This window comes from Streptomyces solicavernae (genome assembly GCF_029968095.1).
GTDB lineage: Bacteria > Actinomycetota > Actinomycetes > Streptomycetales > Streptomycetaceae > Streptomyces > Streptomyces solicavernae.
The window spans coordinates 37,151-51,239 of record NZ_JASCIR010000026.1 but is presented as its reverse complement, the minus strand read 5'-3'; the positions used below and the strand labels follow the sequence as shown (position 1 = coordinate 51,239).

At 68.4% G+C, this 14,089-nt stretch carries 10 protein-coding genes and 4 pseudogenes; 5 read left to right on the top strand and 9 right to left on the bottom strand.

Translation table 11 applies throughout. From position 1 onward, the window contains the following. Positions 1-4: 4 nt before the first annotated feature. From QIS99_RS24565 to argJ, 4 genes are read right to left on the bottom strand one after another with little or no spacing between them, the layout of a single operon-like run. Positions 5-1,237 carry an MFS transporter gene (locus tag QIS99_RS24565; RefSeq protein ID WP_282515811.1) on the bottom strand — a complete coding sequence of 411 codons (1,233 nt, stop codon included), beginning with the start codon at positions 1,235-1,237 and terminating at the stop codon, positions 5-7. Further along, the gene (locus QIS99_RS24560; RefSeq protein WP_282515810.1) at positions 1,234-2,487 is read right to left on the bottom strand and encodes an ATP-grasp domain-containing protein; all 1,254 of its coding nucleotides are present in this window, start codon (positions 2,485-2,487) and stop codon (positions 1,234-1,236) included. The genes QIS99_RS24565 and QIS99_RS24560 overlap by 4 nt, the downstream gene beginning before the upstream one ends. Next, complete coding sequence (locus QIS99_RS24555) at positions 2,484-3,608, bottom strand: GNAT family N-acetyltransferase (RefSeq protein ID WP_282515808.1); 1,125 nt, start codon at positions 3,606-3,608, stop codon at positions 2,484-2,486. Before QIS99_RS24555 ends, QIS99_RS24560 begins: the two co-directional genes overlap by 4 nt. A gap of 17 nt (positions 3,609-3,625) precedes the next feature. Next, on the bottom strand, positions 3,626-4,780 hold the full coding sequence (gene argJ / locus QIS99_RS24550) for a bifunctional glutamate N-acetyltransferase/amino-acid acetyltransferase ArgJ (protein WP_282515807.1): 1,155 nt from the start codon (positions 4,778-4,780) through the stop codon (positions 3,626-3,628). Between the two features lie 259 nt (positions 4,781-5,039). Here argJ and QIS99_RS24545 point away from each other — a divergent pair, with 259 nt between their 5' ends. The 4 genes from QIS99_RS24545 to QIS99_RS24530 all read left to right on the top strand — a co-directional run bounded on the left by QIS99_RS24545 (position 5,040) and on the right by QIS99_RS24530 (position 8,606). Next, the gene (locus QIS99_RS24545; RefSeq protein WP_282515806.1) at positions 5,040-5,771 is read left to right on the top strand and encodes an NRDE family protein; all 732 of its coding nucleotides are present in this window, start codon (positions 5,040-5,042) and stop codon (positions 5,769-5,771) included. An 11-nt stretch (positions 5,772-5,782) separates the two neighbouring features. After that, the gene (locus QIS99_RS24540; RefSeq protein ID WP_282515805.1) at positions 5,783-7,177 is read left to right on the top strand and encodes an aldehyde dehydrogenase family protein; all 1,395 of its coding nucleotides are present in this window, start codon (positions 5,783-5,785) and stop codon (positions 7,175-7,177) included. Between the two features lie 13 nt (positions 7,178-7,190). Beyond that, complete coding sequence (locus QIS99_RS24535) at positions 7,191-8,294, top strand: acyl-CoA synthetase family protein (RefSeq protein WP_282515804.1); 1,104 nt, start codon at positions 7,191-7,193, stop codon at positions 8,292-8,294. A gap of 183 nt (positions 8,295-8,477) precedes the next feature. Next, positions 8,478-8,606 (top strand): hypothetical protein, encoded by a 129-nt coding sequence (locus QIS99_RS24530; RefSeq protein WP_282515802.1) that lies wholly within the window; start codon positions 8,478-8,480, stop codon positions 8,604-8,606. A gap of 345 nt (positions 8,607-8,951) precedes the next feature. Here QIS99_RS24530 and QIS99_RS24525 read toward each other — a convergent pair. Continuing rightward, positions 8,952-9,200: pseudogene (locus tag QIS99_RS24525) on the bottom strand (thymidine kinase); the annotation flags it as partial. Between the two features lie 104 nt (positions 9,201-9,304). Between QIS99_RS24525 and QIS99_RS24520 the strand changes: the two are divergent. Beyond that, positions 9,305-9,442 (top strand): annotated as a pseudogene (locus tag QIS99_RS24520) (transposase); the annotation flags it as partial. A gap of 155 nt (positions 9,443-9,597) precedes the next feature. Here QIS99_RS24520 and QIS99_RS24515 read toward each other — a convergent pair. From QIS99_RS24515 to QIS99_RS24500, 4 genes and pseudogenes are all read right to left on the bottom strand, one after another. Further along, a pseudogene (locus tag QIS99_RS24515) lies at positions 9,598-9,753 on the bottom strand (DUF255 domain-containing protein); the annotation flags it as partial. A gap of 299 nt (positions 9,754-10,052) precedes the next feature. Continuing rightward, positions 10,053-10,220, bottom strand: a pseudogene (locus QIS99_RS24510) (ISL3 family transposase); the annotation flags it as partial. A gap of 128 nt (positions 10,221-10,348) precedes the next feature. Beyond that, positions 10,349-12,424 carry a HelD family protein gene (locus tag QIS99_RS24505; RefSeq protein ID WP_282515800.1) on the bottom strand — a complete coding sequence of 692 codons (2,076 nt, stop codon included), beginning with the start codon at positions 12,422-12,424 and terminating at the stop codon, positions 10,349-10,351. Next, complete coding sequence (locus QIS99_RS24500) at positions 12,417-14,036, bottom strand: MFS transporter (protein WP_282515799.1); 1,620 nt, start codon at positions 14,034-14,036, stop codon at positions 12,417-12,419. The genes QIS99_RS24505 and QIS99_RS24500 overlap by 8 nt, the downstream gene beginning before the upstream one ends. Positions 14,037-14,089: the final 53 nt, after the last annotated feature.

The following is a 14,089-nucleotide window of genomic DNA, read 5'->3' as shown; positions in this document are numbered from 1 at the left end:
ACGATCAATGTTGAGTTTCACTGCGGGCCAGCAGCAGCGGACGCACCGCCAGCACCCCTGCCACGGTGGCCGCGGTGAGTGCGGCCATCAGCCACCACAGCCCGGCGGGAGCCGAATCGAGCAGCGCAGCCACGATGAACGGCACCAGGGCACCGGAGACCCCGGCAGCAACTTGGTTGAACGCCAGGAAGGAGCCAAGTTCTGCGGGCGGTGGCAGATCGGTGAGCAGGGCGTAGCGTGCGTGCGCCACCGCCAGTTCGCCCAAGGTGTAGATCACCATGCCGACCAGCAGGAAGACGACCAGGGCGGTGCCGCTCAGGGTGGTGCCCAGCGCCATCGCCACGAGGAAGGCTGTGACGAGAGCCGCACCCGCGACGAGCACGGTGGTGTTCCCCAGGCGCTCCAGCGCCGAGGTGAACGGCAGCTGGAAAACGATGAGGAGACCGGTGTTGACGGCGAACAGCGTGCCGGCCAGCCACGCGGGCGCACCGAGGGTCCCGACCATGTAGGCGGACAAGCCGGTTTCCACCGCCAACGCGACGAACCACAGCAAGGAGTTGATCAGGACGACGACGAGGAACGGTCGGTCACGCCATGCTCCGCGGCTGAGTTGAGCCGGATCGGCCGGGGGAACCGGCGGTGTCCGCAGCGGCCACAGCACGAGCCCCGCGACGAGGAATCCGGCGGCATTGGCAAGGCCGAGCCAGACGAGTGCCTCCTCACCGCTGACGATCAGTGTGCTGCCCAGCAACGCACCACCGCCGATACCCGCGTTGAAGACGGTGCGGGTGAGCGCGAGCCACCGGTTGCGTTCACCGTGCGGCGCCAGGGCGACGGCTAGGGCGGGTGACGCTGCCTGATCGGCCCTGTTGCACAGCGCGATGAGGACGCTGAACAAGGCGAAGGCCACGATGTGGCGGAGGGAGACGTATCCGACGAACCCGGCTGCCCGCAGCAGGGCTGCCGCGATCAGCACCGGCCGCGGGCCCATCCGGTCTATGAGCCGCCCCACCCAGAACATTCCCGGCAGCGCGACCAGCGCCGTCACGGTCAGGACCAGACCGACCTGGGTGAGCGGAATGCCCAGCAGGGCCGGGAAGAACAGCAGCGTGTATGGGTAGAACACGCCGGTGCCTAACGCGCCGACCAGGTTGGAGAGACCGAAGGGGACCACTCCGCGTCCGCTGGGCAGCACGGCACGCAAGCCCGTGCGCGGTGAGGCGTCCGTCGTGGTCACGGGAGCACCTCGATCTGTATCTGACCGAGCGCCGCGTCGGACAGCCTGACCGCCTCGACGGCGCTGTCGCCAACCGCGACGACCTGGCCGATCACGTCCATGTTGCTGGTGGGCGAGCGGACCTGGTCCCCTGCCACCGCCTCCAGCTCCACCTCGACGCTGTCGGCGACCCGGCGGGCCAACTCTGCGCCGTGCACGGCACGGAGGGCGCCCGTGGCACCGGCCGTGATGTACCGCGATGCCGCGGCGCGGTGCCACCGCTGGTCGACCTCGGCGTGCAGGCCGGCGTGCAGCCGGACGACCTGGAGAGGCAGGTCGATCCCGGTGGCATCGAGGATCAACCGGGTGATCTCCGCACCGGCCGGTCGTGCGTTGACCTCCACCAGCCTGGCACCGGCCGCGGTCATCTTCAGCTCGACGTGCGCCGCTCCGAAGTCATGGCCGATCGCGTCAAGCGCCGCTTCCGCGGCCTCGGTTGCCCCGCGCGTCACCGGTTCGGGGAGCATCGACGGGAAGCTCTCCCCCAGCTCGACGAAGTGCGGGTGGCCCCCGAGCACCTTGTCGACCACGCCGATCGTGCGGCGCCGCCCGCCTGCGAGCACGGACTCCACGCTCACCTCGTAGCCGATCAAGTACTCCTCGATCAGTGCGCCGACGGGCTTTGCCTGCCCTCGGAAGTCGTGTCCGTCCGACGTCAAATCCAGGAAGTGTTCCCGTACTTCAGCTGCGCTGCGGCACAGTCGCACACCGATGCTGCCCGCCTCTGTGACCGGCTTGACCACGCACGGATAGCCGATGCCGTCGGCTGCGCTGACCGCGGCCTCCTCGGTGACCGTCCACGCGAAGCGCGGTCCCGGGACCCCGGCCCGCGCACAGGCTGTGCGCGTCGCCAGCTTGTTGCGCGCCCGGTGTGCCGCCTGCGGCGAAAGCCCGGGCAGCCCGAGCTGCCTTGCGGCCTCGGCGACCACTTCGACGCTGTAGTCGGTGAAGGTGCACAGGCCGCGCACCGTGGCGGTGTCCGCGGCGGACCGGACGGCGGCAACGACGGCTGCGGCGTCACGGGTGTCCGCCTGAACCACACGGTCCGCTAGCTCGGCAGGGCCGCTCCCGCCGGACTTCGCCACGTAACGACCGGGGTCCCTGGCCACGAAAACGGTGCGGAAGCCCAGTTTCCGCGCCGCGGCGAGCGGGCTCAGGCCGAAGCGCGAGAGCTGTGTCTCCACCACGACGAAGACGTCTTCTTGGCTCACCCACGCCTCCCCAGCAGCAGGACGTGGCAGCTCAACCGGGTCGATGTGCAGCCGCGGGACCGCTTCGCGGTGTCGCTGCCCATGCCGTACTGGATCGTTGCGACGCTGAGCTCAGCGGCACGCTCCACGGCGAAGTAGTAGAGGAGCTCGTAGTAGAGCGGCAGCTTGCCGAGGTACCCGTAGTCGAAGCCGCACTGACGGGCGTACCACTGGTCGCCGCGGCGCAGCATCAGCGCGAACCCGCGAAGGGCGCCGTCCGCCCGGGCGAGCAGCACCGAGGCGTCGTCGCCGAACCGGGCAGCGGCGGTCCCGATGGCCGCAGCGGACCGCTCGTGCGGCCACTCAAGCTCATATTTGGCAAGGAGTTGCACTTCCAGATCGGCCAACGTGTCGATGATGTCCGGTGTCACCGGCTCGTGGGTGATCTCGAAGCCCGCCGCGCGCACCTTGGAGCGCTCACTGAGCGCGCTCACCCGGCGCTTGCGCGGCAGTGCTGCTGCATACGCGGGAAACCCCGCAGGGGGAACCGAAAGCCAATGGTAGTTGCCGGAGGTGAAAGAGGCGTAGCCACGCTCCCGCAGCACCTCGACGAGCGTGCTGTCCCGCTCGTCGACGTACGGGAAGGACACGGACGCGGAATCGGTGTCCGCGGCCAGCTTCTCCGCCTCCATGACCAGGAGTTCGACGTCGGCACGCGGGGCCTTGTCAGGCCCGGCGGTGTGCAGCACGCGGGTGCGGCCGACGTGTCTGCCGCCGCAGTGGACCGTGGGCAGCAAGGAACTCGCACCACCGCCCAGCCTCTGCTGGAGATCTGCCGCGCCGTCGAATCCCTCCGCGGCGCAGTGGTCGAGCAGGTGGTCCACCCGTCCGCTCACCCAGGGCACGTCTGCCGTGGCGAGCGCGGTGGTCAGGGCGGCGACCGGCTCGCCACCGCGTTGCACGTACAAGTACCGCATCGGCGTCCGGGCGGTCTCCTCGACCACCCGCAACCAGCGCAGCGACAGGAACAGGTCGTCCGGGCTTGCCAGACCGTCCCAGCCGTCCGCGGGTATGTCCGCAGTACGCTCCCACCGCAGGAGCGTGTTCTCGCCGCTCTGCATGATCTCCTTGACCCCTGCCACCTTCCCGTCGGGAAGCCTCAGGTCGTGTAGTCGGCGTTGATCCTGATGTATCCGTCGGTGAGGTCGCAGCCGTAGACGGTGAACTCTCCTGCGGCGATGCCGAGTTCGATGGTGATCACGATCTCGCTGCCCTTCAGGTGTGCAGTGGCGGCGGCCAGTACCTCGTCGGTCGCGGGCGTCGGGTACGTCTCGACGTCCCCGAACCGAATCGCCACGTTCGCCGGGTCGATGTCCAGGTCGTCCTCGCACTTGCCGATCGCCATGGCGACCCGGCCCCAGTTGGGGTCGGCGCCGTGCACAGCGGTCTTCACCAGCGGCGAGTTGACCACGGTCTTGCCGACCCGTTTGGCTTGCGCGTCGTCACGCGCGCCGACCACCCGCACCTCGATCAGTTTGCTGGCGCCCTCGCCGTCCGAGGCGATCCTCCGTACGAGCTGCAGAGCAGCCTGATACAGAACTACTTCGAACTCGGCCTCATCCACCGGGCCTGCCAGGCCGTTGGCGAGGATGGCGGCGGTGTCGCTCGTGGAGGTGTCGGTGTCGATGCTGAGGGCGTTGAACGTGCGGTCGACCACCCGGCGGAAGATCTGGTCAAGGACCGGCTGATCCAGTTGAGCGTCGGTGAAGAAGAACACCAGCAGCGTCGCCATGTTCGGCTCGATCATGCCGACGCCCTTGGCGATGGCGCCGACCGTCGCGGCACCGCACGGCAGCGCCACATGCTTGGCGACGGTGTCCGTGGTCATGATCGCCTTCGCGGCTGCCGCCAAGTCCACTGCCGGCAGAGGCCACTTGAGCTCGGCCAGTCCGGAGCGGACCCGGTCCATCGGGTACTGGCGCCCGATGACTCCGGTGGACGCGATCAGCAGCTCTTCGGGCGGGATTCCGGCAGCCTTGGCGACGGTTGCTCGCACCTCCATGGCGTTCGCCATGCCCTCGGCGCCGGTGGCGACGTTGGCGTTGCGGGCGATGACCACGACACCGCGAGCCGTGCCTGTTGCCATCGACTCACGGCCCAGCGTGACGCTGGGCCCGACGAATCTGGACTGGGTGAAAACCGCCGACGCCACGGCGGGAACCTCCGACAGGACGACCGTGAAGTCGTCCGCATCGTCCTTGATTCCCCAAGCCGCTGTCCGACTGCGAAAGCCTCGTGGACTCGGTGATGACATGCCATCACCCCTCTCATCCGACGCGTCAAGAACCGCGCATTCGAGATACAGAGTATGCACTGCTGCGAATGATGATACCTCAAACCCCCGAGATCGCCGAGGGAATTCAACGCAGCGACCCAAGGGGCCTGACGTCGAGAGCACTGCAACTGCCCAGCTCTATCGCATTAGTTGGAAGCGCACGCGATCTCTCGGTGCACCGTGAGCGACGTCACACGCGCTGGACAGGCAGTGCATAAGAATGCAGGATCACGTCTGAGTGGACGAGGTGTCGGCCTACGGGGAAGTCATGTGCACCATATTGTTTCGGGTCCACGCGGGCCCGGACGCGGCCGTGCTGATGGCCGCCGTGCGGGACGAATTCCTGGACCGGCCCTGGTCGTTACCGGACAGGCACTGGCCTGACCCGAACCTCGTCGGAGGGCTGGACCTGATCTCGGGTGGGACCTGGCTCGCCGTGCGGACCGACCGCTCCGCGGCCGCGGTGCTCGTGAACGGTCCGGGCGAGATACCTGAGAATCCCGGCAGCCGTGGCGCGCTGCCGCTGCGGATGCTCCGGCGCGGCGTGCCGACCCAGGACGACGTCGCCAACCTGCCCGGCTTCCACTTGCTGCACGCCGAACCCGGCCGGGCACAGGTGGTGAGTTGGGACGGGCACCGACTGCAAACCCGGGAGGTGCCCGCAGGCAACCACACGCTCACCTACGGCGGACTCGACGACCTGGAACATGCGCGGGTCCGCCGCTTCCTGCCGAAACTGGCCGGCCTCGCCGACGACGCATGGCGGACCCTGCTCGAACACCCCGAGCCTTCCCCCGCCGCACAGGAGGCCCTGCTCGTCAACCGGCTCGAAGCGGGTCGGCCGTACGGCTCGACCTCGGCCGCGCTTGTCTCTGTCCGTCAGGACGGACTCACCTACGACTTCACCGCAGACCCACAGACCCCAGAAACCTGGCTCCGGGTGACCGACCACGTGCGCAACCACCGCTAGGGAGATCCATCTTGTCGCAACCGCCAACCGCCACCGCGAAGCGCCTGCCCGCCGTGCCCTCCTGGGTGGGCGCCGAGCCGACCTGGTCCGCCCGCCCTGCCGAGCTGTCCGGATGCCGCGGCGAACCGGTCGCCACCGTGGACCACGCGAGCCGCCTGGTGCAGCAGCGCATGGTGAACCGTGCCAAGGCAGCCGTTCCGGCACTGCAATCCATCGACGACGACGAGTGGTTCGCGCTGTTCCGCCGCGCGGCCGAGATCGTCCGTCACCGGGTCGAGGGCGGCGCGCTCACCGCAGAGCTGGCTGCCCTCTCTTCGGCCTGCGGGCTGCCAGTGCGCCGGGCCGCCCGCGGCATCCTGGCCGTCGTGGACCAGATGCTGCGCCTTGACGACATCATGGCCGTTCAGTCACTGGACGGCACCACCTCCCCGTACCGGACCGGTCAGACCGGGCGCGGTTGGTCCTGGCTGCCCGCCGGGCGCACCGCCATGGTGCGGGTGCCCGCCAACTTCCCGACCATCGCCATCGAGTGGCTCCAGGTGCTTGCGAGCCGGAGGCCGACCCTGGTCAGCACCTCGAAGCACGATCCGTTCGTGGCGGCGATCTTCGTCGAGGCGCTGTACGAGGCGGGGCTTCCCGACGGTGCTGTGTCGATCTGCCATGACAGCGCCGAGACCTTTCACCGGCTGGCCGACCAGGTCATCTGGCCGGGTGAGCAGTATCCGCCGGGCCTCGACCCGACCAAGCTGAAGCTGTACCACTTCGGCCGCAGCAAGGCCGTGCTGCCGGAGGACCCCGGGGACGAGGCCTGGACGCGGCTCGCGCGGCTCGCCTTCCAGGGCTGCGGGCGGTTGTGCACCAACGTCAGCAGCATCGCGGTCCCCTGGTCGGCGCAGGAGGCGGCGGAGTCGCTCGCGGCGAAGTTCGCGGAGTTCCCGGTGCTGCCGCTGGCGGATCCGGCCGCGAACATCCCGGCGTTCACCGACCCTGACGACTGGAACTACGTGGCCAAGCTGGTCGAACGGGAGATCGCGGCGGGAGCGGAGGACGTCACGGCGCGACTGACCGACGTGCCGCTCCGGGTGGAGCTGGACGGAACCCGGTTTCTGCGGCCCACCGTGTTGCGGGTGCAGCCGGACTCACCGCTGGTCCGGGTGGAACTTCCCTTCCCCTTCGTCACGGTGACCGAGGTGCCGCGCGCGGAGCTCGCCCACGCCTGCCGGGACTCCCTCATCGTGTCCCTGACCGGAAAGGACGACGAACTGCTCGATCTGCTGGTCGCCGAGCCGTCCATTACCAAGGTGTTCCACGGCGAGCAGTTCGACCGGGGATACGACCCGATCGACCCCCAGGAGGGCTACCTCGCCGACTTCCTCTTCCAGAAGAAGCCCGTACTTCCCCACTGACTTGGAGACGTTCATGAACAATCCGCTGCCCCTGCACGCGGTGTCCGACGCTCATGCACGAGCGGTCGTGCGGCGCCACCTGCACCCCGAGACGGGGTCTCCGTTCTGGCTGGAGCGGGACAGGAAGCTCGGCACGGACGCCTACTCCAAGGTGGACGGATGGGAGTCCGCCCAGGAACTCCTTGCGTTCCGGGACGAGGCCGACCAGGAGGCCTACGAGGAGGCGAGCCGCCGCCGTCCCGTCGAGGACTTCATCCCGGCCGATGTGGTGCGTGACGACGACTTCCTCTGGGCGGCGCAGACCGGTGGCACGACCGGACTGCCCAAACACGCCACCTGGGGTGGCGCCTACTGGAAGCACGTGAGCGAGTTCTCCCACTACGCCATGGACACCCACGGCATTCCGCGGGACTGCAACTGGCTGTACATCTCGCCGATGGGCCCGCACACCATCGGCCGACTCGTGCTCGACTGGGCGGAGTCCCGGGGCGGAATGTTCTTCTCGATCGACCTCGACCCGCGGATCGTGAAGATCTTCGGCGAGGAGGGCATGACCCAGGCGTACGACCGCTACGTCCAGCACATCTGGGACCAGGTGACCGCCGTACTGCAGTCGCAGCGGATCGGCGTCATCTACGGGACCGCCCGCCTCCTCGAGATGATCCCCGAGTACGTGGATGCCAAGTTCCTGAAGGATGTTCGGGGCGTCGTGCACGCTGGCACCACGCTGCCGGTGCAATCGCACAAGCTGCTGCGCGAGGATGTGTTCCCGGGCGTGCCGGTACTCGGCATGTACGGCTCGTCGACGACCAGCATCAGCTGGCAGAAGCCGTTCGAGCCGGAGGACGAACACCAGTTGGTCTACATCCCGAGCTCGCCCTCGGTGGCCATCGACGTGGTGGACGACGACAAGAACCCGGTCGCCTACGGCGAGGAGGGCAGGGTGCGGGTGTGGAGGCTCACGGACGACCAGCTCCTGCCGGGCTTCCTCGAACGCGACCGGGCCCGCCGGGTGAAGCCATACGGTGCCGCCGCGGAACTGTTCCCGTGGGCATGGGTCGGCGACCCGTTCAGCCCTGAGTTCACCGAGGGCAGGCGAGTGGAGGGCGTGTACTGAGCCTGGATCCATCTTCGTAGAGCTCCGGGCCTTCCCTTGGCCGCGAGTGCAGGGCAGAACTCATGAGCCGCATCTGCGCCGCGACCCTGTCTCCTTGTGCGGCAGCAACCGCCCTGCCGCACAAGGAGAGCGCGGCGAGGTTCCACGATCGCGGGCGGGGGCACGTCGTTTGGGAGGGGAATCGTGTCGTCGATAGAGAAGATCGCTGCTCGACTGGCTGAGCTGGGCCAGCTTTCCGAGATGCTGACCAAGCAGCTGGCCGAGATGGACGCCGAGCACGAGGAACTCACGGCGGCGGAGCGGGTCCTATGACGGCTGTACGAGCAGGAAACCGCGGCCGTGGCGACGGCTGGGACCGTACGGCGAGTGCAGGTCGCAGGGCGGTCGGTGAAGGTCAAGGACGTCGGCGCCGAGCTCGGACCGACGGCTCGGTGCCCGCTGCACAAGCTTCCCAACGGCACTTTCATCAGTCGGCTATGATCTGCGCTGCGATCACGGATGCCCCGGGGGCCGTAACCATGCAACCCCCGGACCGAGTTGATGAAGTATGCCTACGAACGGCACCCCGGCCGGGGACCACAGGGGTAATCCCCTTCCTCCCCTCACTGCTGGAGCGTCGGCGCCGCATCGATAGGGCGACCCCCGTCGCAGCAGCGGTCAACCTGGCATGACCGGCAGGACGTCGGGCGAGATGCTCGCCGCGTGTGCCGCCGCGCCCGTCAGCCAGCGGCGGTGGTGCCGTCGGCACAGCACCTCGTACCCGACCTCCTCGACCGGCTGGTACACGTCGCCGACGACGACCTGCTCACCCTCCACGACCATCTCGCCGCCGACCGTGCGCGCGTTGTGCGTGGCCCGCGCGCCGCACCAGCACATCGCCTCGACCTGGAGCGCCTCTAGATGATTGAGTCCGATGTTCTTAGAGGTCCTAACAGAAGTGTCTGATGGTGTGACTGTCGGCTTGGTTGCTCGTTGGTCTGTTCGTGGGGAAGAGGGAGTCGCGGCCGTGGATCGTCTCGGACGAACTGCGGTCGCTGGTCGAGCCGTTGTTGCCTGAGCTGGGTCCGAAGTTGGTGGCGGGGCGGCCGAGAGTGCCTGACCGGCAGGCGTTGTGCGGGATCTTGTTCGTGCTGCACACCGGGATCCGCTCGACACCATGCTCCTCGCCGAGGTCTCTACGTTGGTGTGGCAACGGATCGTGCATGGGGAGCGCGGCGAGGGGAGCGGGATCCTGATGTAAGGGCAGTGGTTTGCGAGGCCGCCCGCTTCGGCGGGGCTACCTGGTCCTATGCATTCAACACTGGCACCAGTGACACGCAGAGTAACCGACTGACAACAGAACGGGTACATCACGCCGCCGTGCTTCCTCGAAAGCCTCCGGCGTCCAGGGCCACCAGTCCACCGGATTGTCCGCGTGCTGAAGCAGATAAGGCGAGGTCGCACTAGCCAACCGGTTCATACAACCCAGGCTCTCACGCCGCCACTGCCCTGACGGCTCGCGCGCAAGCTCTCTGCCCCGCTTGACCGATTTACACTCATGGGCCATCACGTGACGGACACGGGTCGCCCCATTTGTACCCGGCGGACTCTTGCGGACGATGGCCTTCTGCTCCCGCCCAGACCGGGTTCCGACCAGCAGGGAGCAGCACGCTGAGGCGAGCAGCACCGGGCCTATCCTAATGGTTTTTCGGTTGAGCCGTGCGACCTACACCCGTCCAGCAGTGAGGCGGCCGTCGAAGAGTTGGTCGAACTCGTTGTGTGCTGGCGATCCGACGCAGCCCCGCACACCGGGCAGACTGCCATGTTCCGCGGAGTCCGTGCCCGCATCACGATCCGCTCACCCTCGTCGGCCACGTCCTCGACGATCAGTGGGGACAGGCCCGAAAACACCGTCTGCACAAGCTCGTTGACATCTCTCACGCGAATGTCAACGACCCCTCACGACGCTCCGTCACCACCGGAAGTAAGACAGGGGCGTTGATCCTTCCCGCTCGTCGGACGGCCAGCCCGCCTGCGAGGGCTTGCAACGCCGATACATATGCGGCGCCGGGCCGTCAGACGGGCTGGATGGTGATGGTGCACAGGCGCTTGGTGGCACGGGTCAGGGCTACGTACAGGTCCCTTTCCCCGCCGGGGCGGGCCGTGATGATTTCCTCGGGGTTGATGACGACGACGCCGTCGAATTCCAGGCCGCGGGCTTCGGACGCCGGGACGATGCGTGCGTGGTCAGAGATGCCCTGGACGGCCGTCAGCTCGCTAGCCCTGCTGTCAGCGCAGATCACTCCCAGCAGCTCGTCCGGGTGCTCGGTGCTCTGGGCGCGGAGTTCCTGAACGACGGTGGCGGCCATCCCGTCCGGAGGTGTGGTCACGGTGCGAGGGGGCTCACCGCTTCGCAGGGACCGTGTGGGCTTCTGGTCGGGAGCGATCCGCGTGAGCAGGTCGCGGACGCTGTCCAGGATCTCCTGCGTGGTGCGGTAGCTGACGGTCAGGTTGTGCAGTTTGAACCGTGGGAGGACGTGCGGGCTCAGCGCTTCCTTCCAGTCGCGTGCCGTCGCGACCGGGCCTGCCTGGGCGAAGTCGCCCACCAGCGTCATCGCCTTTGCCGGGCAGCGGCGGACGATCATCCGCCACTGCATGGCGGTCAGCTCCTGCGCCTCGTCGACGACGACGTGCCCGTACGTCCGCTCCGGGAGGCCGTCGACCAGGCTCGCCGCCTCGTCCAGCAACGGCACATCGGCATCGGTCCACGGGTCCTCAGGACCGCGCAGCAGAAGGGAGCGCTCCTGCGCGGTCAGGCGGGGCAGGTGCTCCGCGAGAGCATCGGCGTCCGTCAGTAGCGCCTTGACGAGGTCACCGGCCACCAGCCGCGGCCACAACACCTCGACCGCTGCGTCGACGTCGGCGTCGGCGAGGAGATCGGCCCGGAGGGCGTCCAGGTCCAGCTCGTGGACCGGACCCGCGTCGGCCGCACCCTCGGCACGGCGCTGGGCGGCCCCCGTGAACCGGTCGAGGTCGAGGCCCGTCATCTTTTCCGCGTCGGCGTCGATCTGCTCCAGCAGGTCGCCCATGTCCCGTTGCATCGCGTCGGTGACGGCCTCGACCAAGAGCTCCTTGAACGCCTGGCGTGCAGGGTTGTGCCCCGATGCCGCTGCCAGGGCGGCCTTGCGAGCCGTGGCGACCTCCTCGTCGGGGAGGCGGACCCGTTCCGGTCCGACCCGTACGGTGAAGTCCCCGCTGGGGGCCTGGTGGACGCGCAGCAGGCCGGTCAGGGCGTCGGCGAGGTCGGAGCTGCCCTTCAGGCGCGCCGTATCGAAGGGGCCTGCTGTGTCCGCGGACACGCCGGCCAGCTCCCTGAGGGTCGCCAGCAAGACGTCGTTCTCTCCCAGGGAGGGAAGGACCTGGGAGATGTAGTCGAGGAACCGGGTGTTCGGGCCCACCACCAGGACGCCCTCCTCCGCGGCACGGGGGAACGCGTACAGGACGTAGGCCGCCCTGTGCAGGGCGACCACTGTCTTGCCGGTGCCGGGCCCGCCCTGCACCACGGTTACCCCGCGGTGCGCGGAGCGGACGATCTCGTCCTGCTCGGCTTGTAGCGTCGCGACAGCCGCGTGCATTTTGCCCGTACGCCGTGCCGACAGCGCCTCGACCAGCGGGCCGTCCCCCACGACGTCCTCGTCGGTCGGGGCGGACCCGACCAGCAGCTCGTCGCTCACCGAGGTGACCGTGCGCTCCTCGATGCGCAGGTGCCGGCGGCGCCGCAGGCCCATCGGGTGGACCGGGGTCGCCTCGTAGAAGGGCCGGGCCGCGTTCGCGCGCCAGTCCACGAGCAGAGGGATGTCATCCTCCTCCGTTTGCAGCCCGATCCGCCCGATGCGCAGGGCCATGCCGTCCGTCCAGTCGATGCGCCCGAAAATCAGCCCTGTTTCGGCGCCCTCCAGCCGGCGGATTTCCTTGGCCAGACGCTCGGCGGCGTTCTCTCTCTCGTATGCCTCTTCAGGGCTGTCCGCCGGGGCCTTCAGCACGCTCGCGCGCTGTACGCGCGCCTCGGAAAGCCGCTCGGTGAGCAACTTGTACACGGAGGCCGCATAATCCTGCTCCAACGCAACCGCACGCGCAGCGGGATCATTCATTTCCGACAACGGGGGATCCTTCGGTTTGTGCGGTTTGTGCAGTGGAGCGGGGCTCGGGGCTGCGGGCCACTTCCCGGTCCGGTTCCGGTGCCGGGGCCTTCTTCTTTCCGGTCGGGCGCAGGGCGATGGCCAGTACGGCGGTGGCGATGAGGGTGATGATCATGATCCAGACGGCGCCGACGTGCATGGAGTGGATGAACGCACGGTCGGCGGCCTGGGCGATGGAGGGCTGGTCGAGGGTGGCGGCGACATGCCGGGCCTGTTCCGCAGACACCCGTGCGCTGTCCCGGTACGCCGCCGGCACATCGCCCACCGCAGGCTCGATCGCGCCTCGATACGCGATCGACATGATCGTGCCGCCGACCGCGATCCCGATCACGCTGCCGGCCTGCCGCGCGGTATTGGTGACCGCCGACCCGGCGCCGGACTGCTCCAGCGGCAGACTGCTGATCAGCGCCCCGGTCACCGGGGCCATCACCAGACCGACGGAAAGACCCTGCACCAGCAGCAGGACCTCGATCCAGACCAGGGGGGTGTGCAGGCCGAGGAACCCGACCGCGCCGAAGCTCAGCGCGGCGACCGCGAGGGCCGGCAGGGCGATGGGGCGCAGTGACCACCGGCTGACCAGGCGTGCGCCCAGGGGTGCGCCTACGGCGGCGCCGACCGCGGTGGGGACGTTGGCCAGGCCGGCCTTCATCGGCGAGTAGCCCAGCGCGCCCTGCAGATAGAAGGCGTTGTAGAAGGTGATGGCGGCCACGGAGAACAGCAGCAGCATCATCGATGCGTTACCGCCGCCGAACATCCGCTGCGCGAGCATCCGCGGATCGAAGCTCGGCGTCCTGGCCTTCAGCTCGACGACCACGAAAGTCGCCAGCAACACGATCCCGGCCGCGACCGGCGCCCAGACATCCCAGCGGCTCCAGGTGTCCACCTGCCCCGCGCGGATCAGGCCGTAGGTCAATGCTGCGAGTCCGCTGATCGACAGCAGGATTCCCGCCGGGTCCAGCGGCCGCACGATGGGGCTGCGGAAATTGGGGACCAGCAGGACCACACCCGCCAGCGCTATGGCGACAATGGGAACGTTGATGAGGAAGACCGAACCCCACCAGAACTTGCCCAGCAGGAGCCCCGCCAGGACCGGCCCGGCCGCCATCCCGACACCGGTGGAGGTCGAGGAGATAGCGATCGCGGTGGCCCGTCCGGGGCCGGTGAAAGTCCACAAAAGGATCGCGAAGTTGGCCGGCATGATCAGCGCGGCGCCGACGCCCATCGCGGCCCGGGCGGCAATCAGCTGATTCGCATCACCCACATACGCCGCCCAGATCGAGGCCACGGCGAAGACCGCCAGACCGATCGCCAGGACGTTCCGGTGGCCGAAGCTGTCGCCCAGCGCGCCCGCGGTGAACATCAGCGTGGCGAAGACCAGGGTGTATGCGCCGGTGGCCCATTGCAGCTGACCGGGGTTGGCGCCCAGGCCGCGGACGGGGTCCGCAAGGGTCTCCAGCGTCGTACTCAGGACAGTGTTCTCCAGCCAAATCAGCAGTGAACACAGCATGAGCGTGGCGAGAATCGCACGCTGCCTGGATTTCGGCAGCGTCGGCGGCGTATTCATGAACACCTTTGAGTTTCGGTCGGCAGGAACTTGAACGACCGGGACTCTAAACA